This window comes from Colwellia sp. 5_MG-2023 (assembly GCF_030547795.1).
GTDB lineage: Bacteria > Pseudomonadota > Gammaproteobacteria > Enterobacterales > Alteromonadaceae > Colwellia.
The window spans coordinates 81,550-104,888 of sequence record NZ_JAUOPW010000009.1; the positions used below are offsets into that span (position 1 = coordinate 81,550).

The following is a 23,339-nucleotide window of genomic DNA, read 5'->3' on the forward strand; positions in this document are numbered from 1 at the left end:
TATTATTGATTTATTTACTAATTACGGCGGTTTCTATGCTACCTTTTACTGATAATGTTGGGGATAACAAAGATGATAACCGTGTCTATGCAGCAATTTCAGTCATCTTTTGTGGCTGTATTGCAAGGTGAATTATCCTAGTTTGCAAAGTTTAGGCTAGTACCTTAAAGCCCTCACAAATAAAATTAATAAGCATAAAGACGTTTCATCACAGGTTGAAATATAGTTATGCTTTTTACCTATTGTTAGCGTTATTAGGAGTTTTAATAAAATGTATTCAGCAGAGCTATCAATTTTATTATTAAATTTAATTATTATTTTACTTGCGTACTTCTCTATCTATCCAAAATTAGCAGGCAACAGCTTTAATAGAATTTCTTTTTATGACATTTTTACATCAGGCTTTGCTTTGTGCGTTGTTGGATTTAATTACTGGGAAAGTGGGCATCAATTCAACTTGTTATTTTATCCAGTAAACTGGTTTTGGTTTACGCTGTTAACTTATGCGGCAATAGAAATACCAATTATGCTTTTGTACTTTAAAAAATATGACGTTAAGCTATGAATAACGCTAAAACAAAACATACAGCAATGGGGTTTTCAATAAAATAGTTGATTAGGCTTATGGGAAGTTAATGTAAATAAGGAAATGAAATGGATGTAGACGTATTTAGTAGAACAGAAACGAGTGACAAAATAATAGGCGCTTCAACTTACAACTTGGTTATTGGTTTGACGCTGATATGGGGCTTTGCCATTAACTGGTTTATGGTGCAAAATATTTCAGTTGAATCTATTAGTAATATCAATCCAATAGTTTTTTTTATTGGTTATTTTGCCTCGTGTTTTTTCGGTATTTATTTGTTTCGTAAATCTGACAGTCCATTAGTTAGCTTTATTGGTTACAATTTTGTGGTTGTTCCTTTTGGGCTAATTATTAATTTAGTGGTTAGTCAATATAACCCCGACATTGTTCTCGAAGCGATAAGAGTTACGGGCATGGTAACCTTTGTTATGATGTTGTTAGGTTCAATGTATCCTGCGTTTTTTAATAAAATAGCAGGGGGGCTCACTATTGCTCTGTTTTGTGTGATTGTAGTAGAGCTAATTGAGATATTTATATTTAATACGCATCATGGCATTTTAGATTGGATCGTTGCCGTTATTTTCTGTGGTTATATTGGTTACGATTGGGCAAGAGCAAATGCGATCCCAAAAACATACGATAACGCGGTTGATAGTGCCGCGGCTTTATATATGGATATTATTAATTTATTTATACGTATACTAAGAATACTGGGCAGAAAATAGTATTTGAACTAATAATAAATAACGAATTGCTCAATCGAGAGAATATGGAAAATATATATATGAAATTATTAGCAAATATTTTTGTTTTTTTTGTGGCAATAAGCCATGTTGGCATTTTAGTTTTAGAAATGTTTTTTTGGAATCACCCTCTTGGCCAAAAAATATTTTTGATGACGCCTGAAGTCGCAGAATCATCAGCAGTGCTTGCGATGAATCAAGGCCTTTATAATGGTTTTCTTGCTGCGGGCTTGTTTTGGGGGCTGATCATCAGTCGTTTTGATATTAAAGTGTTCTTTTTATCTTGTGTCATCGTTGCCGGTATATTTGGTGGCCTTACTGCAAAAATGAGCATTATATTTACACAAGGATTACCAGCATTAATTGCTCTAATTTTTGTGATTATCAGTTCCCGTAAAACTGTTCATTAATAGTGTGTTAGGCTCGGTGGTGCTTGCAAATAAATCATTCAAGCATCACATTTACAGTCTTTTCCATTTTAAATTAGCTTTAGTTTTATAATACCTTATTCCATTATTCACCTAAGAAGTAAGCAGATATGAAAGTACTCACTGTTTTTTTATTCACTTTGTTTATATGCTCATGTGCAACAATTAAAACGATTAATCCTTACAATAACCATATTAATATCTCTCATTTTGGCAAGAAAAGTTATTGTAAAGATATACCAAGAATTTATAGTGGTATTTCATACAACCTTTGTCTTATGTACGGGGAACCAAGTAACAAAAAAAACATAGGTAGCTCTGTTAATAATGTTCCCTTAGTGTTTATTGATACGGTTTTCTCTGCCGTTTCAGATACAGTTGTTTTACCCTATACCATCGTTATGCAGGCTGAAAAGGGCGATATTAAGGTTAATTAATAAAAACTTCAGTTTCATTACTAAGTACACAAAGGGCGAGTAACTCATCATATGTATTGTCGATTTAAATCAATTGTTATCTTAATCTTTTTGTTTATTGTTATTGTTGGTTGTTCAGAGCAAAATAAAACAATTAAATTAACGCAAGACAGTGTCATTCTTGCTTTTGGTGATAGCCTTACTAAAGGCACAGGGGGGACAGTAAATAAGAGTTATCCAAATATTTTACAAACAACCTTAGGTATCACGGTAATCAATGAAGGTATACCTGGTGAAACAAGTAGTAAAGGTCTACAGAGGTTAGACAAAACACTTAAATTAACAACGCCAAGCCTTGTTATTTTATGCCATGGTGGAAACGACATTCTTAAAGGTTTATCCAAAGAAAAACTTGAACATAATTTGGCACAGATGATTGAGTTGATTCAGTCTTATGGCGTAGAAGTCATATTAGTTGGTGTGCCCAAACCTTCAATCAATTTATCAACGTTACCCTTATATGAAAGGTTAGCGAGCCAGTATATGTTGGTGTCTGATCTAAAAAGTTTACCTGATTTACTTAAGCAGCGAAGTATGAAGTCAGATAGTGTCCATTTAAATGACAAAGGTTATCGTCAATTAGCGTTAAACCTGGCCGCTAAAATTCAAATTATTTAATGTAAATAACTAATATCTATCAGGGAGTGCTCAATCAATGAAACTGGTATAAGTTTTTTTTGAGCAAGCATTTGTATTGTCCTTTGTAGATTTCTGGCCTGAGTATACGGCATTTACCAATCAAGGAATTGATGGTGGTTTTTATCAGTCAGACTTCACGCTAACAACAGCTAGCGGATCTGCTTTGCTAGTGTTACTAAGCGATAACCTTGAATAATTTCTACGTCTTGTTGAATCAGTGGAAGGGAAAATTACTAAACCTATGTTCTCTTTTCCTGGCGGTCTTAGATTTCAACTAACTGACTCCTATGGTAATGAATCAGCGGTATGGGCGAAAGCTAGTGAATCGTTTGAGCCTTGCTTAGCTAATATTTAGTTATTATCCCACTATATTAATTTTTAACAATATAGTGGGAATTATATTCTCTAATGCTTTTATATTATATTTCTAGTGAGTAGCGTTTTCGCCCCAAATTTCTTGTAAGCGTTTATCTCGACCACAACCCCAACGATAAGCGTTATAACGAACAGGACTATTTTTATAAAAGTCTTGGTGATAGCTTTCATCTCCCTTAATAGGGTAAAAAGTACCAGCAGCTAAAATAGGGGTAACAACGAGTTGATTTGGGAACTTTGCTACAACAGCTTTTTTTGTCTGTTCAGCTAATGCTCTTTCTTGTTCATTGGCAACAAAAATGGCACTTAGGTAGCTTGGTCCTTTATCGCAAAACTGGCCTTTAGCATCAAAGGGATCAATATTTACCCAAAAATGGTCCAATATTCCTTGATAGCTTACTTTTTTTGGATCATAGGTTATTTCAACTGCCTCATAATGTCCGCGATGATCGCCTTGATAAGTAGGATTTTTTACTTTACCCCCTGTAAAGCCTGAAACAACCGAGGTAACGCCAGGTAATTTTTCAAAGTCAGATTCCATGCACCAAAAACAACCGCCAGCTAAAACGGCCTTATCTGCATTCGCTATGGATGTATAAAAAAGTAACGATGTTGATAAAACTAATCCAAGTATTTTTTTCATAAAATTTCGCTCTAATTAATATTTATATAGATGTAATTAATAGACCTGAACTAGATAAAAAATATTTCAATAACAGTTAAATTTTAATGAAAAGTTAGGGTGATTTTTCATATTTGAATGAACAAAAAAGATACAAATCCAACGTGTGAAAGCAGGGCTTTTTTTGTATAAATATTAACCATTTTGTTTTTTTATTTGCATAAAAAAAGTACTGAAATTTATAAAAATAGAGTAAAAGTTCTAATTTTTTTATGAATTTCAAAAAAAAATTATGCATCAAAAATAAATGATTTAAAAAATATGGCTATCTCTGAAGGCTAGTAATAACAAGGGCTTCAAGTTTTTTGTTATTTTATCAAGTCAAAAAAAATTTATTAAAAATTATCTAAGTTTCCTTGAGGTTCGCATGGAACACTTGGCAGTTAGATTAACAAATACTACAATACGGCCTTACTAAAATACGACAAGGATGCATTTTAGTACAAGTTATTACGCAGTTGAAAAAAATAATTTCAAGCAGTTAATTGCGTAAAAAATGTGTCTGTTTTATCGGGGTAAATTCATTCTCTATGTTAATTACTAATTCGCAAAATGACATACTAGCAATCTAATATGTACTGAACAGTAAAAACCTCATAGATAATACATACGTCATAAAATCTCTATAATCTTAAAAATAAAAGTGGTTGAATATGCAATTAGAACGCATTCGAAATAGTGAGTTACATCAAAAAATAATGTCGGCGGAAGAAGCTTGTGATTTCATTGAAGATGGAATGACAGTCGGTATGAGTGGTTTTACTCGTGCAGGAGAGGCTAAAGCTGTTCCTAAAGCATTGGCAGAAAAAGCAAAATTAAACCCTATGAAAATCAATCTAATGACAGGTGCATCATTAGGTAATGATTTAGACAAACTGTTGACGGAAGCAGGTGTTCTAGCACGTCGTATGCCATTCCAAGTAGATAACACATTACGTAAAGCGATCAATAATGGTCAAGTAATGTTTATTGATCAACATTTATCTGAAACTGTAGAGCAAATGCGTAATAAACAATTGCCTCTACCTGATGTAGCCGTTATCGAAGCTGTTGCAATTACAGAAGATGGACACATCGTCCCTACAACTTCTGTAGGAAATTCTGCAAGTTTTGCTATTTTCGCTAAAAAAATAATCGTTGAAATTAACACGTTGCATCAGCCAGAGTTAGAAGGTTTACACGATATTTATATTCCTTCTTACCGTCCAACGAGAACACCAATTCCATTAGTGAAAGTAGATGATCGTATTGGTAGTACTGCTATTCCTATTGATCCAGCAAAAATCGCTGGTATTGTTTTCACTAACCAAAGTGATTCATTCTCTACGGTTACTGACCCTGATGAAGATACGGCAAACATTGCAAAACACTTAGTTAACTTTTTTGAACAAGAAGTTGCAGAAAAACGTCTTCCTGAAAATTTAGGGCCACTACAAGCAGGTATTGGTAACATTGCGAATGCTGTAATGATGGGACTATTAGATTCTGACTTTAAAGATCTAACAATGTATTCAGAAGTTTTACAAGATTCTACATTCGATTTAATGGATGCAGGTAAACTAGACTTTGCGTCTGGTTGTTCTATTATTTTATCTGAACGTTGTAATTCACAAGTATTTAATAACTTAGAAAAATATAGAGACAAACTTGTTTTACGTCCTCAAGAGATGTCTAACCACCCTGAAATTGTGCGTCGTCTAGGCATTATTGCAATAAACACAGCATTAGAGTTTGATATTTACGGTAACGTAAACTCAACGCATGTTTGTGGTACTAAAATGATGAACGGTATTGGTGGCTCAGGTGATTTCGCTCGTAACGCAAACCTTTCTTTCTTCGTAACTAAATCAATTGCTAAAAACGGTGCAATATCAAGTGTTGTTCCTATGGTTAGCCATGTTGATCATACTGAGCATGATGTTGACATTTTAGTAACAGAGCAAGGTCTAGCTGATTTACGTGGTTTAGCTCCACGTGAAAGAGCAGTAGAAGTTATTAACAACTGTGTTCATCCTGATTATCGTGAAGCAATGTTAGATTACTTTAAGCGTTCTTGTGAGCGTGGTGGACATACCCCTCATTTACTTGAAGAAGCTTTCAGCTGGCATACTCGCCTTGAAACTACAGGTACAATGAAAAAAAGTTAATTCGTTATAATGCTAGATGTTAGCAACTAACGATATAAAATTTTTTAGTCTCATAAAAAGCTCATTTTATTTAATAAAATGAGCTTTTTTTATAAATGAAGTTTAAGTTTCTATAAATAAAAATTAATGGCGCTTAAGCATAAAGGCATATATTTATACAATAGCAATAGATAAATTTGTATAACTCTACATTAAAGAAAGCGAATTATTAAACACTCATGAGATAAATCAAAGAAAACATTACTGCCATTTTAATACTAGCCATAATCCACTATGGATAAAATTTCACAGTTAACTCGTATGATCAACGTTATGGAATACCAAAATATACGGGTGTTATAAAATAAATTAAATGCTCTTATATAATATTACTTAATTATTAACATAGTGTTGTATGATAGAGAATAGTCTCCGCTCAATAAGTCCAACTAATTGTAATTATAGTATTTAAGGAAAATAATCATGAGTATTTCAATAGGGTTTAAGCAAAGGATAATGTTGGCTTCGACGCTGTTAGTGGCCGTTTCTTTGTTGGTTACTAATTGGCTTGATTATACTAATAATCGCAATAAAAGTATGGCTAGGGTTGAGCAACAGGCAAGTTCAGAAATTAATCGTATCAAAAATGATATCAATATATGGCTAACTAATAGTATGACTGTTGTCTCTAATGCGAAAGAGCAGCTTAATAGTAATGATACAGATAAAAAAATAGAAATTGCTAAACTGCTGGTGGCTTCCACACCTTTAGATGCTATTAATTTTGCAGACAGTGATGGCTTAACTATTGGTAATGCAGGTGTTATTAAGGACTATGATGCTAAGCAAGAAGCATGGTATCAAGATGCTAAATCTGCCAATCGGTTAATGATGACAGAAATATATTTTGACCAAGGTATATCTGATAAATATATGTTTAGTTTTTTAGATGTCCAAAACAATGGTGTTATTGGTGGGGACATATTTCTAGAAGCTGTAAATGCCTTTATCAATAATGTTGATTTTTATGGTGCTAATGTAAGCCTTTATGATGGTAAGGGTGGGCTTATTAGTACATCAGGAGAGGGAGCTTTTGGTGATAGAATTTCTGATAATAAAGCGTTAATAAATATTGAACAAAAAGTGTTATCCACTAGTAGTGGCACATATCGTTATGAAGATGATGGTGATAAACATTATGCTGCATACTCTGAATTAGACTTACTTGGCGGTGGTAAATGGCACATTGTTATTGATATTGATGAATCGATATCTTTCGCCTTTTTAGATGAACTATTGTTTTCTGCCATGTTAACCACATTCATCTTAATCGTATTAACAGTGATACTGTTAATTTTTACTCTATCAAAAATATATACACCAATTATAACGCTAAAACAAAGAGTTGAAGATTTAGCTAAAGGTAATGGTGATTTAACTCATCGTATAGAGGTTAAAGGAGATGACGATTTAGCAAAAATCGCTGAATCAGTTAATACGTTTATCAGCCAGTTACAATCAATGATGATTCAAATTTTAGCTTCATCAGATCATATTTCAAAAGAAATTGATCAACTTAAAAATATGTCAGATTTAACTGCTCAATCTCTAACAATACATAGTAGTGAAACCGAACAAGCAGTGACCGCAATTACTGAGATGAGTGCTTCTGCCAGTACGGTTGCAGATAATGCGAAACAAACAGCATTAAGTACCAAAAAAGCAAGTGACGAAGCTTTATCATCTAAAAACTTGGTGCTTACATCTTCACAAAGTGTCGAAACCTTAGTAAATGAAGTTGAGTCTGCAGCAGCATGTATTAATACCATGAACGATAATACACAAGAAATTGTATCGGTATTAAGTGTTATCGGCGCAATTGCTGATCAAACGAATTTATTGGCTTTAAATGCTGCAATTGAGGCAGCACGTGCAGGTGAACAAGGACGTGGTTTTGCAGTTGTAGCGGATGAAGTTCGCTCTCTTGCTGCACGAACGCAATCGAGCACTGCTGAAATCAATGATTTACTTGCTAAATTAACCAGCGATGCAGCACTGGCGGTTAAAGCAATGGATTTAACGAAAGAAAGTTGTCAATCAACTACCGACAATACATTATTGGTTGGGACAGGTTTAGATGCTATGGCGGGCTCTATTATTGAAATCAATGAATTGAGTACTCATATCGCCACGGCTTCTGAAGAACAAAGTCATGTAGCAGAAGAAATAAATAGAAATATGGCTTCAATCCAAGAAATGGTAGTCAGCTTGACCGAAAACGGTTTATTAACGGTCGCAAGTACAGATGAATTGTTAGCAGAGAATACTCAATTGGTTAATTTAGTCAGTCGTTTTAAATTGAGTTAATGAATAACTCTGATAGTGTTATAAATCTGTAAATTAAAACTTTATAGGTTCGTAAGTAATATAAATCATAGTAAGGAAAGTTAATGCCACATTTTGTAATGGACTGCTCAGAAAGCGTCCTTGAATATCACGATGAAGAATTTATTATTGAACAGATACATCTTATTGCAAACTCTACAGGTTTGTTTGATGAAGGTGATATAAAAGTCAGAATGAACCCATTTAAAAAATATTCTGTAGCGAATAAACGTGAAGATTTTATTCATGTATTTGCGCATATAATGCAAGGACGAACTACAGAGCAAAAGGCAAATTTATCGAAACAAGTAGTTAATAAATTAGTGCTTTTGTTTCCAGAGATCTCTAATATAGCAATGAACATTAGTGACTTTGAAAAGGCTACTTATTGTAATCGCGCTATGTTGTAGTGCAGCCTATTTTTAATCTTACAAGAATTTATAAATGTTAAGTTACTTATGGAAATCATTTTAATTCGACACGGGAAGCCAACGTCAGCCAACAATCCGATGGTGAATGCTGCTGAGTATGCTAAATGGATCAGGCGATATAATTTTTCAGACGTTGCTGATAATAGCCGGCCTAAAAGTATAAATACTAATTACATATCACAGTACACGATATCAAGTGATTTAAAACGAGCAATACACTCTACAAATATTTACGTGGGTAAAAAACCAGATGAAATTAATAGGCTTTATAGAGAAATGGAAATACCTAGATACAAACTGCCATTTAGCTTAACCGCTTGGCAGTGGGTATATTTTTGTAGAGTGCTATGGATGTTTGGTTTTACAGGTTCATTTGAGACTTTTAAACAAGCCAAACAGCGCGCTAATATTGCGGCGAGCGAATTAATAAAAGCAGCTAATAAGCAAAACACGGTAGTATTGTTTGGCCATGGATTTATGAATCGTTATATTAGAAAATCACTTATTCAAGCCGGTTGGACGTTAACATCTAAAAGTAATGATTACTGGGGTGTTACTCGCCTTAAAATTTGATGAACATTATGAAATTAGCAACACCAACTGATCTGCAACTTGTTGAGTTAATGTCTTGGTTTACGAGTGAAAAGGAGCTCACGGTTTGGTCTGGCCCCAATTTTAGCTATCCCTTTGATCTAAAATCGTTTAAACGTGATTTAAAGCTTAACACTTTAGCGTCATTTTCGATGGTTTCAAACGAAGGCGATTTGCTAGCATTTGGACAATATTATTTAAGGTTAGGTAAGTGTCATCTTGGCAGGTTAGTGGTTAATCCTCGCTTTCGGGGGAAAGGAATTATTGCTAGTTTGATAAGTCAGTTGAGCGTTTTAGGTAAGTCAGATTTAAATACGCAATCATGCTCACTATTTGTTTTAGCTCATAATAAAAATGCAATTAAGGCCTATACCAAGCTTGGCTTTTGTATTACCGATTATCCAGAAAAAATAGCATTAGCAAATTGCTTATATATGGTGCAACAATAACTACAAAGTAGAAGGTTAACTTCAAGCTATTTGTTCGCACACGCCTTATAAAAACAGTATTTGTTTATCCACATCATCATACTTTTCGTTAGTTCCATTAGTCCATTAGCTCTGTTAGTGAAGCGCTTATGTAGACTTTACTATCAGATGTCATAATTTAACTTCAATGTCTTTCAATCACTAATTGTGTGTTTTTTAACCGCGGTTAAATCTTATATAAATTTATAACGATAATTGACCTATTGTACCAATCGGTATAGAATTAGGTGCAAGTTACCGATTGGTACAATAGGTGTTTTTTAATTTTCAATAGGAGCAAAAAGTGGACGGTTTAATTAAAGGTAAAGTAGCATTAGTGACTGGGGCTAACCGTGGGATTGGCAGAGCAATTGTCGACTCACTTATTACTAATGGCGCTGCTAAGGTTTATCTTGCTGTACGTAAGCCTGAGTCAGCTAAAGAAATTGAAGCACAATATGGTGATAAAGTTGTTACCTTAGCTGCAGATGTTGCTGATACAGCATCTATTCAACATTTAGCTACTCAAGCTAGCGATGTTGATATTCTAGTAAACAACGCAGGTATTATGCATATTACGTCACCATTAAGTGAAAATGCCGAAGCGTCGTTACAGGATCAATTCAATGTTAATGTTTTTGGTTTGATGCGTGTAGCCAATGCATTTTCAGATATTTTAGAGCGCAATAAAGGTGTGCTAGTGCAGTTAAACTCAATTGCTTCTGTTAAAACGTTTGGTGATATTGCGACTTACTGTGCATCTAAAGCCGCGGCATATTCGATCACCCAGGGTTTGAAAGATAAATGGTCTGATAAAGGTATTCGTGTATTGAGCGTTCATCCAGGTCCAATTGGTACTGATATGGGGAATTTAGCTGGTTTTGAAGGTGCACCTGAGGCAACAGTGGTTTCAGAGGCCATTATTACTGCGCTAAATAATGGCGATTTTCATACCTTTCCAGATCCTGTTGCAAAGCAAATTGAAGCGGCTTATCAGTCTTTCTCTGATGCGATTATTACTAGCGATATATCAGTGTAGAGCGTTGATTTAATCAGGATATTCTTTGATTTACACTTGTGTAACGCGAATCAGAGAACATTAAAAATCGATTAATGTAAATTAATCGATTTTTTATTGAGCTATTTTAAATCTTATTCTTCCAACGACAATAAAGTGCTGATAGCTAGGGGATATCTGCTATCTAGGCAATACTGACTGTTAACCTATAAGCTGAGCATTTTCTTCTTTAATCTTGCTAACTCAATGGCATTAGAGCGTACGGTGAGTTTAATATGATCAAATTCATAATCTTCTTTAGTCACACTCATAGTAGAGCGTATTTCACCAACGATGCCTTTAGCGGTATAAGGAATAACAATTTCTTCTTCAATCATTTCTTCTTGAGCAATGTTAACAATATATTGATGTAATTTGTTAACATCGGTCGGATTACGAGCTGATGTTAACATGGCCTCTGGAAATTCTTCCATCAATGCGTTTTGTTGCTCAATAGTGAGTTGATCAGACTTATTAAGTACGAGTAGTTTTTTACTTTCTTGCACACCAACTTCTGCTAAAACCTCGTGTACTACATCAAGTTGTGAGCGAAATGAAGGATCTGAAGCGTCAACAACGTATAGTAATAGTGACGCATCATGCGCTTCTGCCAACGTAGAATGAAATGAGGCAACGAGATCATGGGGTAACTTTTTAATAAAACCTACGGTATCAGAGACTAATATGCGAGGGTGGGTTACTGGAAATAAGGCACGAACAGTGGTATCAAGTGTTGCGAAGAGTTTATTTTCACCTTCAACATTACTACCAGTAATAGCGCGCATCATCGATGATTTACCCGCATTTGTATAACCGACTAACGCAACACAAAAATTTTCAGAACGTTGTGTACGTCGACCTTTCATTTCATCTTGAACGTTGACTAGCTCGCGTTTTAATTCTGCTAGTTGATCACGTACTTTACGGCGATTTAGCTCTAGCGTAGTTTCACCGGCACCTTTACCCATTTGGCGCTCTTTGTCACCACAGGATGTTTCACGTAGACGCGGTGCGACATAATTTAAACGTGCAATTTCAACTTGCAACTTAGCTGTTTTTGTACGCGCATGACGACTAAATATTTCAATAATCACGCCGGTACGATCGAATACTTCTACGCCCAATTGATTTTCGACGTTACGTAGTTGAGAAGGTGTTAAATCACAATCAAAAACAACAACGTCGGCACAGGCAAAGGGAAGGTTCTCTGATGGTATAGTAGTTAATTCATCGTCATCAAGTGAAACTTCGTTTTCTTCACTCATTTCAATAATACCTTTATTACCGGTGAGCTCAGCTATTTCAGCTAGTTTGCCTAAACCGAGTACATTAACTCTTTTTGTTGAACTTTGTTTTTGTGACTGGGTGCCAACTACTTTGAACCCCAATGTAGTTACTAAGCGCGCAAGCTCTGCAAGTGATTCTATTGCTTCATCACCTTTAAATTCTGGTGTACAAACAGAAATGAGTAAAGCGTGATTAAGTGATGCTTTTGCGGTTAATTGCATAATTTTTTGTTGTTAATGCACTAACTAGTGCAAACCTAATTTTTAATCTGAATATGTATTGATCTTACGCTGTTATCGCTTCGCTTTATAGGGGAGATAATGTTTATTTTAGTAGTCAGATATAGTTGCTATATTTAAAAGAGGTAAGCGTATTTTATTATTTTACTGTGTTGAGTTATCTTCAGGGGATAAGAACAAAAAGGATAAAACCGGTAAAGTCTTATCCTTGTATTTTGATTTTTTTATTCGGTTATTCAGTGATAACTTGATAGATGGTTACCGAGCCACTGACTTCATTACCAATAATCAGTAATGGCATTCCACTAGGACTTTGTTCACTCGGTACAAACGCGATACTTTCAGGGCCTAAATCACCAGCACTTTCAATCATTGTGCAGTCCATCCCTTCATTTGGATCACAAGGGTTATCTAAATCATCATCTAATTCAAAGTCTATGTCAAAATCACGATTATTATAAAAAGATGAAAAACTCACATCAAACGGATTAGTAATGTCATAAATGAATAAGTTTCCAGAGCGTTCGCTGGCTATAAAGCCATAAGTTCTTTCACCTATTTTTCCAACAGCAATAGCTTCAGGCTCGCCACCTTTATCATCAGATCGATTATCACCTTTATTTTCGGTATGAGCACTATTAAAGTTATTACCGAGTACTGAGGCAGAAATTTTACCAAAGTCATCACCTGAATCAAAAATAAGATTGATATTTTGGTCCCAAATTGAGAATGAACGAGCGCCATAGCTATATAATGCTTCATAAGTACCATCATTATCAGCATCGCCTAAAGCGGTAGTGACTTTTAATCGACCTAAACCATCGTCACCGCCACTGGCATCGTAAATTGATTGTAATTCGGCAGATAAACTTTTATTCAATTCTGTAGGATCAATGATATCAGCGACTCTAACTTCTTCTGAGTAAGCATCATAATCGCGAGAATCACCTTCGTTTGCTGATAATATAAAAGTTGCGCCATTCCATTGATACGCGGTGATCGTATCAGGTTGGTACATGCCAAATAAATTTGTAACATGTTGGAATGATGCGATTTCGTCTTTATTGGAAAAATCTAATTGAAACTCATCCCAATCTTTAAAACCTAACGGCTTAATTTCAATAGTATTTTCTTCTAAATTTAAAATACCAATAGCATTGTTTTCTTGTAATGATATATAAGCGGTTTTGCTATCGTCACTCACTGTTATATATTCTGGCTCTAAGCTTTGAGCAAGTGTTGTGCCTATTGGGCCAGCAAACTTTAATCCAGCTGCTTTTAATAGTGCTAATCGTTTCGCGTCGGTATTAAAGTCATTGTCATCAAGTAAATCACTACTAAAAGTGATATCACTCGTTAAGTTTATTGTGCTACTTAAATCCTCAGGTACTGAGTTATTGATATTGATTATTGAGATAGAACCTTCAGGATCAACAGAGTAATCATTTTTTGGTTCGCCTTCATTAGCAACTAATACTTTTTTTCCATCTGGGGTAAAGGTAAGCATGTCAGGTAGAGCGCCTACTTTAACGGCTTTAATAAACGAGCCTACACCTTGACTATTCAATTGATAAAATAATACGGCACCTTCTTGAGTTTTGTCATTAGCTTCGACCGCAATGGCTAAGTTGTTCTCAAAAATAGCAATAGAATTTGCCGCACCTAAGGTAATGGTTTCTCTTGTGTTATTCGAAAGTAACACTTGCACTTCACTAGGAAAGTTAAAGGTAGTTGATGATAAACTAGTATCAGTAATTGGGTTGCCAACTTCTGTGGTTGGAAGGCTTACTAAATTAATTACTTCTATTTGGTTACTTGCACTATTAACCGCAAAAGCAGAGTTAGAGGCTTGATGAAATTGTACAATTTCAGCAGCACTTCTACCTGCTATTTCACTACCTCCGGCACTAAAGCGTCCAACTACTTCAACACTCACCTGCTGCGTAGCATCTTTTCCTGGAATACCTTGAGGTCCAGTAGGGCCTTGCTGACCGGGAGAACCTGCTATTCCGGCTTCGCCATTGTTACCGTCATCACCAGTAAACTGGCAAGCAGAGAGAAGTGATATGATTGATAATGCTATTATTGATTTTTTTATAGACATGTAAATTCCACTTATGTATTTTTATTTTAAAACGCATGAGTGTAATCACATTAAATGACATTTTTATAATAAATTAATGAAGGAAATATTACAGCTGAAAAACAGGGGGTGATTAATAAATGAGCATATTTTAATGGTGAAACCACGCAAATATGCTCAAAGAGTTAGTCTAGGTATTAGCTGATATATTTAGTTTAAAGGCTTAGTTCACTTGTAGATTGTCAACATGCTAACCAAATTACTGTTTTAGTTTTACAGCGTTAGCGAGTAAGGCTAATATATCTTCACTAACTGTTAAATCAATACAAGCATCGGTGATACTTTTACCGTAAACGAGAGGAACATCTGCTTTAACTACTTGATTTCCTGCTTCGATAAAGCTTTCGATCATAACACCAAATACACTGTCGCTGCCTTGGTGGATTTGTTCAGCTAATGAACGAGCCACATCAATTTGCTTGTTATGATCTTTATAGCTATTACCATGGCTACAATCTACCATAATACTTTGATTAAGTTGTGCTTTTGCTAGTTTTTCACAAGTATCTTTTATGTCTTCAGCACTATAGTTAGGTGTTTTACCGCCACGTAATATGACATGGGCGAACGGGTTACCATGTGTACGATAAATACACATTTGTCCACTTTTATCGGGAGAATAAAGTACATGGGGCACGCTTGCTGCTTGAATCGCATCTAATGCTATTTTTACATTGCCATCGGTGCCATTTTTAAAACCAACAGGGCAGGAAAGGGCAGAAGCTAGCTCTCGATGAACTTGGCTTTCAGTCGTTCTCGCACCAATAGCCCCCCAACTTATAAGATCAGAGATATATTGCCCGGTAACCATATCTAAAAATTCAGTCCCTGCAGGTAAGCCCATTTCATTGATATCAACTAGTAACTGGCGAGCAAGATTTAGCCCTTTAGCAACGTTAAATGATTTATCTAAGTCTGGGTCGCTAATGAGTCCTTTCCAACCTACCGTTGTGCGTGGTTTTTCAAAGTAAACACGCATCACAATCAATAATTCATTACTGTATTTATCACGTAATTTTTTTAACCGTTGTGCGTAATCAATAGCGGCTTTAGGATCATGAATCGAGCAAGGCCCAATAATAACTAATAAGCGCTTATCTTCGCCTGTGATTATTGCTTCGACTTCTTGTCGACTTTTCATAATAAAATCGGCGGTGCGCTTACTCAGTGGTATTTGCTCTGCTAATTCGGCTGGTGACACTAAGTTTTCAATTAAACTTGTGCGTAATTCATCTGTTTTTATAGTCATGGGATTAATTATTTTGTTGCATTATACGCAGCAGTTTAAAAAGTGATAAAAATCCTGCGTATAAAGTAGGGTATGTGGCTAAGATAGCTAAATTAAGGGGTAATGTGAACTATTTTAACAATTTAAATAATGGTTAATTACCTTTGTTTGTTAATATATTTGTGCGTTAGTATTTATATCTTTGCAGTCCTGTTTCATTTAGGATTTTAGCGGTAATCTCTTCTACTGAAAATTTAGTGGTATTAATAAAAGGAATCTTCTCTTTTTTATACAATTTTTCTACTTCACGTACTTCCATTTTGCATTGTCTTGCTGAGGCATATTTAGAGTTAGACATTCTACCTTCACGAATATCGACTAAGCGTTGGGCATCTATGGTTAAGCCAAAAAGTTTCTTTTTATATGGTTTTAAGAAGTCCGGTATTCTAAGTTCATCCATGTCATCATCAGTAAAAGGATAATTAGCAGCTTTAATTCCATACTGTAAAGCTAAATAAAGTGAACTTGGTGTTTTACCTGAGCGAGAAACCCCAACTAAAATAACATCAGCTTCTTCATAATTGGTGACATTTGAACCGTCATCGTTGGCTAATGCATAATTTACCGCTTCAATTCTATAATCGTAACTATTTTCTTGAATGCTATGTGTTCTATGCGCTTTAGGCTTAGCTTTCATATTTAATTTTTTTTCTAACGGTTCAACAAAATGCTCTAAAAAGTTAAATATAACACCATCACAACTATCAATTATTTCGCGGATTTCGTTATCTACAAAGGTATGAAATACCAAAGCAGGCTCTTTAGAGCGAGCAGTTGCTTTATTGATTTTCTCTTTTGTCGCGAGTGCTTTTTCCGTTGTTTCAACAAAAGAAATCGTTTGATGCTCAAAAGTTGTGGGAAATAACGAAAGTAAAGCGTGTCCGAAGACCTCTGAAGTGATAGCTGTGCCATCGGAAATATAAAAAGCTGTACGCATTTAAGGTCCTTATAATATAGTTTTGAAAGTAATACTGAAAACTTCTAAGTTTTATATCATTTTTGGTTTTAGTTTCAATAGTTGGCAGTGTAGAATGTTCCCAGTTATAAATATAGTAGTAAACTTTAATTAGCTTTTTTATCTTTTTGTCGATTCAATGGAGAATTGTTGTGCAAGAAAATGTACTTTGGTATGAAAACTTGGGAATGGGTGATGTTGACCGCGTAGGCGGAAAAAATGCATCACTTGGAGAAATGATTTCAAATTTGTCAAACGTAGGAGTGCAAGTTCCTACAGGTTTTGCGACAACATCTTTTGCCTTTAATGAATTCTTAGAACAAAGTGGTATTAATGAGAAAATATACCAACTTCTTGATACCCTTGATGTTGATGATGTTAATGAATTATCAACATGCGGAGAAACTATTCGCCAATGGATTATTGACACACCTTTCTTACCACAAATGCAACAAGACATTGAGCAGGCTTATAATAAATTAGCTGGTGACTTCACTGACGATGCTTCTTTTGCTGTACGTTCATCAGCAACCGCTGAAGATATGCCAGATGCTTCATTTGCAGGACAACAAGAAACCTTTTTGAATGTTCGTGGTCTTGAGGCCGTTATGATAGCAATTAAGCATGTCTTTGCTTCGCTGTTTAATGACCGAGCTATCTCTTACCGCGTTCACCAAGGTTATGATCATCGTGGTGTTGCACTATCTGCGGGTATTCAACGCATGGTACGTAGTGATATTTCAGCTTCAGGTGTTATGTTCACTATTGACACCGAATCAGGCTTTGAAGATGTTGTATTTATTACATCGAGTTTTGGTTTGGGCGAAATGGTAGTACAAGGTGCTGTCAATCCAGATGAATTTTATGTGCATAAACCAACATTAGCGAAAGAAAAGCCTGCTGTTATTCGTCGTAACATTGGTAGTAAAGCCATTAAAATGGTTTACACTGCATCTCAAGAGCATAATAAACAAGTTGAAATTGTTGATATTGATGAGAAAGATTCTAATCGTTTTTCATTAACAGACAATGAAGTGCAAGAGCTAGCTAAACAGGCTGTAATTATTGAAAAGCATTATGGTCGTGCAATGGATATTGAATGGGCTAAAGATGGTTTAGACAATAAACTTTATATTGTTCAGGCTCGCCCTGAAACTGTTAAAAGCCGTGAAAACACCAATGTAATGGAACAGTTCCAATTACAAACAAGTACTAATGTTATCTGTGAAGGTCGTTCTATCGGGCATAAAATCGGTAGTGGTGAAGCTAAAGTACTATCTTCAATTGAAGAAATGGATAAAATTTTACCTGGTGATGTACTTGTTACTGACATGACAGATCCAGATTGGGAGCCGATCATGAAGCGAGCTTCTGCCATTGTTACTAACCGTGGCGGTAGAACTTGTCATGCAGCGATAATTGCTCGTGAAATGGGTATTCCAGCGGTAGTAGGTTGTGGTAATGCAACCGATTTAATTAAAACTGGCGATGAGATTACTGTTTCTTGTGCTGAAGGTGATACCGGGTTTATTTACCAAGGTAAACTTGATTATACGGTTACCACGTCTGAAATCGATGCAATGCCAGAATTACCGCTTAAAATAATGATGAACATTGGTAACCCAGACCGAGCATTTGCTTTTGCCAAATTGCCCAATGCAGGTATTGGTTTAGCGCGCTTAGAGTTTATTATCAATAAAATGATTGGTATTCATCCAAAAGCATTATTAAATTTTGATAAGCAGTCTGCTGATTTACAAGACGAAATTAATGACATTATTGCCGGTTACGAAAGCCCAGTTGAGTTTTACATTGCTAAACTTACTGAAGGTATTTCAACGTTAGCATCCGCTTTCGCACCAGAAAAAGTGATTGTTCGTATGTCTGACTTTAAATCGAATGAATATGCTAATTTAGTAGGTGGCGAAGAATTCGAACCTGATGAAGAAAACCCAATGATTGGTTATCGTGGTGCTGCACGTTACATTTCAAAAGATTTCCGTGATTGTTTTGCATTAGAGTGTGAAGCAATTAAACGCGTAAGAAACGAAATGGATTTAACCAATGTAGAAGTAATGATTCCGTTTGTTCGAACTCTTGAAGAAGCAGCCGATGTTATTGATATTTTGGCAGAGCACGGTTTAAAACGTGGTGAAAATGGCTTACGTATTATTATGATGTGTGAATTACCGTCAAACGCTTTACTCGCTGACCAATTCCTCGATTATTTTGATGGTTTCTCTATTGGCTCTAACGATTTAACTCAGCTAACACTCGGTCTAGATAGAGATTCAGGGTTAATCGCTCATTTATTTGATGAACGTGATCCTGCAATAAAAATCTTATTATCAATGGCAATTAGTGCATGTAAAAAACGTGGTAAATATGTCGGTATTTGTGGTCAAGGCCCGTCAGATCATGAAGATTTTGCTGCATGGTTAGTTGATCAAGGCATTGATAGTGTTTCATTAAATCCAGACACCGTTTTGCCAACATGGTTATATTTAGCCGATAAGTTAGCCAATAAATAAGCGGCATTATTGTTAATGAATAAGGCATCACTAGATAACTAGTGGTGCTTTTTTTTTGATAAAAATTAACTTGGCAATCCATTATTACGTAAATTTTTCACATTACGATTAATAATATGTCTTAAGGCAATTCTGTACAGTAGTTTTTTAAAGCCCTTTAGATTACTGCCGTGGATATTATAAAAATCGTCAGGGGTGTCGAATATGCCAAAATCATCGGCAATACCTCCAGATTGAATATAAGTAGACTCAGTTGTTATTTCATTGTCGGGTTGCTGTAAATTCGAAACATTAATACCATAGCCGTTAAAATTTTTATTGTTTGGATAGGCTTGTTGTACCTGAGTTAGTAATGTTTTATCAATAATGAAACCTTCATGGTTTAGCCATACACCCTTAATTTTTACCTCTACCCAGCTATGCAAAATACGTTTTGGCGCAAGTAACATTAAGTCATTAGGAATAACGCCTCGTTGCAAAGCATTATAAATGGTAAAACCATGGAATTTACAGGGAATATTTAATGCTCTCAGTAAGGCCATAAATAATGTACTTTTAGTATTACATTGACCATAACCATCATTAAGTACATCACTAGCAGGTATGGCGTCATCTCGGTTGTAACCAAACTGTATTTCATCACGGATAAAATAGTATACCGCTTGCAGTGCTTGCTCTGGTGCTAATGTTCGCCAAGCTTTGTGTTCGATAAGGGATTGAATAGTTGGGTGCTGATAGTTAAGTAGTTCACTGCTTGCTATATAGTTCTTTGTCATATTAACCTCTAAAATTTAATTTTATATTTCATTAATTTTTAGAGAAGCATAACGAAGAGAAGCTGTGAATTATTGAATAAACTAGCTATGTTATTTTATTTAAAACAACTCAATAATTGTTTGCTGGTCATGCCAAAGGTGCTTTTAATGGTTCGACACAGATGTGCACTATCGCTAAAACCGGTAAGATAAGCTGCTTCCGTTATATTTCCCCCTGTGCTAATTGCCTGAATAGCGCATATTAGTCGACGCCATAATAAATAAGGCCGCCAGGATACACCTAACTCTTTAGTGACAAGGTGTAAAAATTGGCTCTCTGAAATTGCTAACCAATTCGCGACATCTTTTGCGCGCCATTGCTCGGGTTTCAGACAATCTCCGGTTAAACAGCTATCTAGTCGCGCAAGTAATTTTAATAAATGCTTACTTCGGCATTGATAAGGATTATTTTTTAGCGACTCAACTAAAAGTGCGTACTGACCAAGATTTGTCAGTAACGCACTTATGCTTACCTCTTCGCTGGGGATTAACATAGGCAAAGGGGGCAATGCCTTAGTCAATATTTGCGCTGAAAGTTCACGCATTGTGTTCCCAAGTTTACTCTCAGGCTCTGCAAGTATGATCCAACCTTCAGGCATTGATAACTGATGCGGTTCGTTTGGCGGGATAATTTTTCCGGTTAATAATATCTCACCATTTAATGTGCTAGTTTTACTAGGAATACAGAGTTGCCATAAAGAGTGTTTATGAGGCTTGGTATCAATTGCTGTGCCATGAGCCATGACTAAGCCAGGTGACAAGTAGAAACAATGGTGATTATTAAATGCTAAGGTCATGGTGCTATATTACGTAATAAGTTTTGTCATGTTTACTATACGAGATAATTCTAGGTATTAATGTAAACGAGTTAAGGTTACTTCGCAGGGAAATTATTAATAATGGAAAATAATTAATTTTCAACATAAATAGGCAGTTTTGACAATTCTAGACTAAAGTTAGGTTGTTATTAATATTTTAGGGCCCTTAATCCATATGGATTCACCTATAGATACTACTCTTTTAAATCATCAGTTTATAGTCAATGATCCGCTTCATTATTTATTTGATGCGGTAAAGGCTATTGCTGTGCAAGGTTACGATGAAGAGAGATGTGTTATTTATTGGAATAAAGGGAGTGAGTTATTATATGGCTATACAAGTGAAGAGGCATTAGGGCAAAAACTAGAAGATTTAATTATTCCACATGACATAAGGAAACCTGTTGTTGATGAAATTACCGTTTGGTTGCAAAAAGGCACTGAAATTCCTGCTTCTGAAATAACGCTACGTCACAAAAATGGTAAGGATGTCCCTGTATTTTCAAGTCATGTGATATTTACTAATAAATACAAGAATAAACAATTGTATTGTATCGATGTAGATTTAGCCGATGTAAAAACCGCACAGGCACTTGTCATTTATAAAGAGCGCATGCTGAAAGCCGCATTTGAAACAATTCCCGATTTATTTTTTTTAATGGATGAAGAAGGTGTTATTAATTATTACCATACCAGTAAGAAGAAGAATTTATATAAACTACCGAAAGACTTTATTGGTAAACCAATGGGTGATTGTTTACCCACTGATATTGCTGATAAATTCATTAAACACATTAAAAAAGTGGTTAAACAAAATACAGTCGAGTGTTTTGAATACAAATTAACTATGCCTCAGGGCCTTGTTTATTTTGAAGCAAGAATAAGCCATTTACATGAATATAAACAAGTAGTGGTTATTATTCGTGATATTACAGAGCAGCACAAATCGGCAGAAATTATCAAACATCATGCCTATTATGATGCGTTAACCTTATTACCAAATCGTTTTCTTGCATTAGATCGATTATCCCAGTTGTTAAGAGAAGCTGAGAGAAATAATGAAAAAATAGCCATACTTTTCATTGATTTAGATGATTTTAAAAAAGTAAACGATACCTTGGGTCATGAAATAGGTGATAAATTATTGATTGAGTCTGCGAATAGGTTAAATAAGGTTGTACGTAAGGAAGATACGGTTGGCCGGTTAGGTGGTGATGAGTTTATTGTCTTATTGAAAGATGTAAATGATAACCTTAATGTGTTAACCGTTGTCGAAAATCTATTGAAATGTTTTAGAGAGCCTTTTAGTTTAGATGGTCGAGATTTAACTCTGACACTAAGTTTGGGGATTGCATTATACCCTGATAATGGAACAACTTCTTCTGAGTTGCTACGTAATGCTGATATAGCTATGTATCAAGCCAAATCGTTAGGACGAAATACTTACTCATTTTTTACCAAAAAAATGAACAAAAGCATGCTACGTCGGTTAGAAATTGAAGAGCAAATGCATGGTGCATTAGAGCGAAATGAGTTTGAAGTACATTACCAACCCAAAATTGATATAAAACATAATAGTTTAGTTGGTGCAGAAGCATTATTGCGATGGCATAACCCATCTCTAGGTAATATTACCCCAGATGAATTTATTCCTATTGCTGAACATACCGGGCTAATTGTACCAATTGGCAGTTTTGTGATTAAACAGGCGTTAAACTTTCTTCATCGGTGGCAGAATATTCAACAAAATCCATATACCATGGCAATCAACATCTCACCACGTCAATTTCGAGATACAGAGTTACTTACTTTTGTTGAAAATACGCTTACCACTGAGAATGTTAGTGCTAAAAGCATTGAGTTTGAAATTACAGAAGGCGTATTAATGAATGGGCAATCTTATATTCAGGAAGCATTAATTGGATTAAATAAATTGGGCATAAAGCTTTCTATGGATGATTTTGGCACTGGATATTCGTCATTAAGTTACTTACGACGTTATCCTTTTGATGTTTTAAAAATAGATAGAAGTTTTGTTAAGGGTATTACCATCGACAAAGCCGATCTGGATCTGGTAAAAGCAATAATATCTATGGCGCACAGCTTAGGTATATTAGTTGTAGCTGAGGGCGTAGAAACGAAAGAGCAAGTCATTATACTGCATGAATTAAATTGTGATTATTTACAAGGGTATTATTATAACAAGCCAATGACTGAGCCAAATTTAATTGCGTACTCAAAAAAACTATTATGCTTTTAATGAGATTACTTTAGCTA

The 23,339-nt window shown here is 35.2% G+C and carries 22 protein-coding genes; 15 read left to right on the forward strand and 7 right to left on the reverse strand.

Features of this window, described 5'->3' with window-relative positions; all coding sequences use genetic code 11:
- The first annotated feature begins 271 nt into the window (after positions 1 to 271).
- From Q4496_RS08725 to Q4496_RS08755, 7 genes are all read left to right on the forward strand, one after another.
- Positions 272 to 565, forward strand: coding sequence for a hypothetical protein (locus Q4496_RS08725; protein ID WP_303610275.1), 294 nt, complete (start codon positions 272 to 274; stop codon positions 563 to 565).
- Between the two features lie 89 nt (positions 566 to 654).
- A complete protein-coding gene (locus tag Q4496_RS08730) occupies positions 655 to 1,311 on the forward strand; it encodes a Bax inhibitor-1 family protein (protein ID WP_159820052.1) in 657 nt (218 codons plus the stop codon).
- Positions 1,312 to 1,370: 59 nt separating this feature from the next.
- Entirely contained in the window at positions 1,371 to 1,739 is a 369-nt protein-coding gene (locus Q4496_RS08735) for a DUF1304 domain-containing protein (RefSeq protein ID WP_303610276.1), read from the forward strand.
- Positions 1,740 to 1,867: 128 nt separating this feature from the next.
- Entirely contained in the window at positions 1,868 to 2,194 is a 327-nt protein-coding gene (locus Q4496_RS08740) for a YceK/YidQ family lipoprotein (RefSeq protein WP_215972812.1), read from the forward strand.
- A gap of 51 nt (positions 2,195 to 2,245) precedes the next feature.
- On the forward strand, positions 2,246 to 2,851 hold the full coding sequence (locus Q4496_RS08745; RefSeq protein WP_303610277.1) for a GDSL-type esterase/lipase family protein: 606 nt from the start codon (positions 2,246 to 2,248) through the stop codon (positions 2,849 to 2,851).
- Positions 2,852 to 2,927: 76 nt separating this feature from the next.
- Positions 2,928 to 3,068: a hypothetical protein gene (locus tag Q4496_RS08750; RefSeq protein WP_252727455.1), complete on the forward strand. Its 141-nt coding sequence runs from the start codon at positions 2,928 to 2,930 to the stop codon at positions 3,066 to 3,068.
- 21 nt (positions 3,069 to 3,089) lie between these two features.
- On the forward strand, positions 3,090 to 3,227 hold the full coding sequence (locus Q4496_RS08755) for a hypothetical protein (RefSeq protein WP_303610278.1): 138 nt from the start codon (positions 3,090 to 3,092) through the stop codon (positions 3,225 to 3,227).
- 72 nt (positions 3,228 to 3,299) lie between these two features.
- On the opposite strand, the gene msrA is transcribed toward Q4496_RS08755, so the two are convergent.
- A complete protein-coding gene (msrA, locus tag Q4496_RS08760) occupies positions 3,300 to 3,890 on the reverse strand; it encodes a peptide-methionine (S)-S-oxide reductase MsrA (RefSeq protein ID WP_215972814.1) in 591 nt (196 codons plus the stop codon).
- A gap of 692 nt (positions 3,891 to 4,582) precedes the next feature.
- On the opposite strand from msrA, the gene Q4496_RS08765 reads away from it, so the two are divergent.
- From Q4496_RS08765 to Q4496_RS08790, 6 genes are all read left to right on the forward strand, one after another.
- Positions 4,583 to 6,076: an acetyl-CoA hydrolase/transferase family protein gene (locus Q4496_RS08765; protein WP_303610279.1), complete on the forward strand. Its 1,494-nt coding sequence runs from the start codon at positions 4,583 to 4,585 to the stop codon at positions 6,074 to 6,076.
- Between the two features lie 462 nt (positions 6,077 to 6,538).
- Entirely contained in the window at positions 6,539 to 8,422 is a 1,884-nt protein-coding gene (locus tag Q4496_RS08770) for a methyl-accepting chemotaxis protein (RefSeq protein WP_215972816.1), read from the forward strand.
- Positions 8,423 to 8,505: 83 nt separating this feature from the next.
- Positions 8,506 to 8,850, forward strand: coding sequence for a 5-carboxymethyl-2-hydroxymuconate Delta-isomerase (locus Q4496_RS08775; RefSeq protein WP_303610280.1), 345 nt, complete (start codon positions 8,506 to 8,508; stop codon positions 8,848 to 8,850).
- Between the two features lie 48 nt (positions 8,851 to 8,898).
- Complete coding sequence (locus tag Q4496_RS08780) at positions 8,899 to 9,444, forward strand: histidine phosphatase family protein (protein ID WP_303610281.1); 546 nt, start codon at positions 8,899 to 8,901, stop codon at positions 9,442 to 9,444.
- Between the two features lie 8 nt (positions 9,445 to 9,452).
- Complete coding sequence (locus Q4496_RS08785) at positions 9,453 to 9,911, forward strand: GNAT family N-acetyltransferase (RefSeq protein ID WP_303610282.1); 459 nt, start codon at positions 9,453 to 9,455, stop codon at positions 9,909 to 9,911.
- A 322-nt stretch (positions 9,912 to 10,233) separates the two neighbouring features.
- Entirely contained in the window at positions 10,234 to 10,968 is a 735-nt protein-coding gene (locus Q4496_RS08790) for an SDR family oxidoreductase (protein WP_303610283.1), read from the forward strand.
- 185 nt (positions 10,969 to 11,153) lie between these two features.
- On the opposite strand, the gene hflX is transcribed toward Q4496_RS08790, so the two are convergent.
- The 4 genes from hflX to Q4496_RS08810 all read right to left on the reverse strand — a co-directional run bounded on the left by hflX (position 11,154) and on the right by Q4496_RS08810 (position 16,880).
- Positions 11,154 to 12,494, reverse strand: coding sequence for a GTPase HflX (gene hflX / locus Q4496_RS08795; RefSeq protein WP_303610284.1), 1,341 nt, complete (start codon positions 12,492 to 12,494; stop codon positions 11,154 to 11,156).
- A gap of 250 nt (positions 12,495 to 12,744) precedes the next feature.
- A complete protein-coding gene (locus Q4496_RS08800; protein ID WP_303610285.1) occupies positions 12,745 to 14,616 on the reverse strand; it encodes a choice-of-anchor I family protein in 1,872 nt (623 codons plus the stop codon).
- Positions 14,617 to 14,854: 238 nt separating this feature from the next.
- Positions 14,855 to 15,904: a 3-deoxy-7-phosphoheptulonate synthase gene (locus Q4496_RS08805; protein ID WP_215972823.1), complete on the reverse strand. Its 1,050-nt coding sequence runs from the start codon at positions 15,902 to 15,904 to the stop codon at positions 14,855 to 14,857.
- Positions 15,905 to 16,070: 166 nt separating this feature from the next.
- The gene (locus tag Q4496_RS08810; protein ID WP_215972824.1) at positions 16,071 to 16,880 is read right to left on the reverse strand and encodes a pyruvate, water dikinase regulatory protein; all 810 of its coding nucleotides are present in this window, start codon (positions 16,878 to 16,880) and stop codon (positions 16,071 to 16,073) included.
- 170 nt (positions 16,881 to 17,050) lie between these two features.
- Between Q4496_RS08810 and ppsA the strand changes: the two genes are divergently transcribed.
- Positions 17,051 to 19,429, forward strand: a complete 2,379-nt coding sequence (ppsA, locus tag Q4496_RS08815; protein ID WP_215972825.1) for a phosphoenolpyruvate synthase — start codon at positions 17,051 to 17,053, stop codon at positions 19,427 to 19,429.
- Between the two features lie 65 nt (positions 19,430 to 19,494).
- Here ppsA and Q4496_RS08820 read toward each other — a convergent pair whose 3' ends face one another.
- Positions 19,495 to 20,205, reverse strand: coding sequence for a transglutaminase family protein (locus tag Q4496_RS08820; RefSeq protein WP_303610286.1), 711 nt, complete (start codon positions 20,203 to 20,205; stop codon positions 19,495 to 19,497).
- 95 nt (positions 20,206 to 20,300) lie between these two features.
- On the reverse strand, positions 20,301 to 21,041 hold the full coding sequence (locus Q4496_RS08825) for a helix-turn-helix transcriptional regulator (protein ID WP_303610287.1): 741 nt from the start codon (positions 21,039 to 21,041) through the stop codon (positions 20,301 to 20,303).
- A gap of 196 nt (positions 21,042 to 21,237) precedes the next feature.
- On the opposite strand from Q4496_RS08825, the gene Q4496_RS08830 reads away from it, so the two are divergent.
- Complete coding sequence (locus Q4496_RS08830; RefSeq protein ID WP_303610288.1) at positions 21,238 to 23,322, forward strand: EAL domain-containing protein; 2,085 nt, start codon at positions 21,238 to 21,240, stop codon at positions 23,320 to 23,322.
- Positions 23,323 to 23,339 lie beyond the last annotated feature (17 nt).

Excerpts from the sequence above, each read along its gene's own strand:
- Q4496_RS08725 (WP_303610275.1), top strand. The coding sequence starts at position 272 with ATGTATTCAGCAGAGCTATCAATTTTATTATTAAATTTAATTATTATT.
- Q4496_RS08730 (WP_159820052.1), top strand. The coding sequence starts at position 655 with ATGGATGTAGACGTATTTAGTAGAACAGAAACGAGTGACAAAATAATA.
- Q4496_RS08735 (WP_303610276.1), top strand. The coding sequence starts at position 1,371 with ATGAAATTATTAGCAAATATTTTTGTTTTTTTTGTGGCAATAAGCCAT.
- Q4496_RS08740 (WP_215972812.1), top strand. The coding sequence starts at position 1,868 with ATGAAAGTACTCACTGTTTTTTTATTCACTTTGTTTATATGCTCATGT.
- Q4496_RS08745 (WP_303610277.1), top strand. The coding sequence starts at position 2,246 with ATGTATTGTCGATTTAAATCAATTGTTATCTTAATCTTTTTGTTTATT.
- msrA (WP_215972814.1), bottom strand. The coding sequence starts at position 3,890 with ATGAAAAAAATACTTGGATTAGTTTTATCAACATCGTTACTTTTTTAT.
- Q4496_RS08765 (WP_303610279.1), top strand. The coding sequence starts at position 4,583 with ATGCAATTAGAACGCATTCGAAATAGTGAGTTACATCAAAAAATAATG.
- Q4496_RS08770 (WP_215972816.1), top strand. The coding sequence starts at position 6,539 with ATGAGTATTTCAATAGGGTTTAAGCAAAGGATAATGTTGGCTTCGACG.
- Q4496_RS08775 (WP_303610280.1), top strand. The coding sequence starts at position 8,506 with ATGCCACATTTTGTAATGGACTGCTCAGAAAGCGTCCTTGAATATCAC.
- Q4496_RS08780 (WP_303610281.1), top strand. The coding sequence starts at position 8,899 with ATGGAAATCATTTTAATTCGACACGGGAAGCCAACGTCAGCCAACAAT.
- Q4496_RS08785 (WP_303610282.1), top strand. The coding sequence starts at position 9,453 with ATGAAATTAGCAACACCAACTGATCTGCAACTTGTTGAGTTAATGTCT.
- hflX (WP_303610284.1), bottom strand. The coding sequence starts at position 12,494 with ATGCAATTAACCGCAAAAGCATCACTTAATCACGCTTTACTCATTTCT.
- Q4496_RS08800 (WP_303610285.1), bottom strand. The coding sequence starts at position 14,616 with ATGTCTATAAAAAAATCAATAATAGCATTATCAATCATATCACTTCTC.
- Q4496_RS08805 (WP_215972823.1), bottom strand. The coding sequence starts at position 15,904 with ATGACTATAAAAACAGATGAATTACGCACAAGTTTAATTGAAAACTTA.
- Q4496_RS08810 (WP_215972824.1), bottom strand. The coding sequence starts at position 16,880 with ATGCGTACAGCTTTTTATATTTCCGATGGCACAGCTATCACTTCAGAG.
- Q4496_RS08820 (WP_303610286.1), bottom strand. The coding sequence starts at position 20,205 with ATGACAAAGAACTATATAGCAAGCAGTGAACTACTTAACTATCAGCAC.
- Q4496_RS08825 (WP_303610287.1), bottom strand. The coding sequence starts at position 21,041 with ATGACCTTAGCATTTAATAATCACCATTGTTTCTACTTGTCACCTGGC.
- Q4496_RS08830 (WP_303610288.1), top strand. The coding sequence starts at position 21,238 with ATGGATTCACCTATAGATACTACTCTTTTAAATCATCAGTTTATAGTC.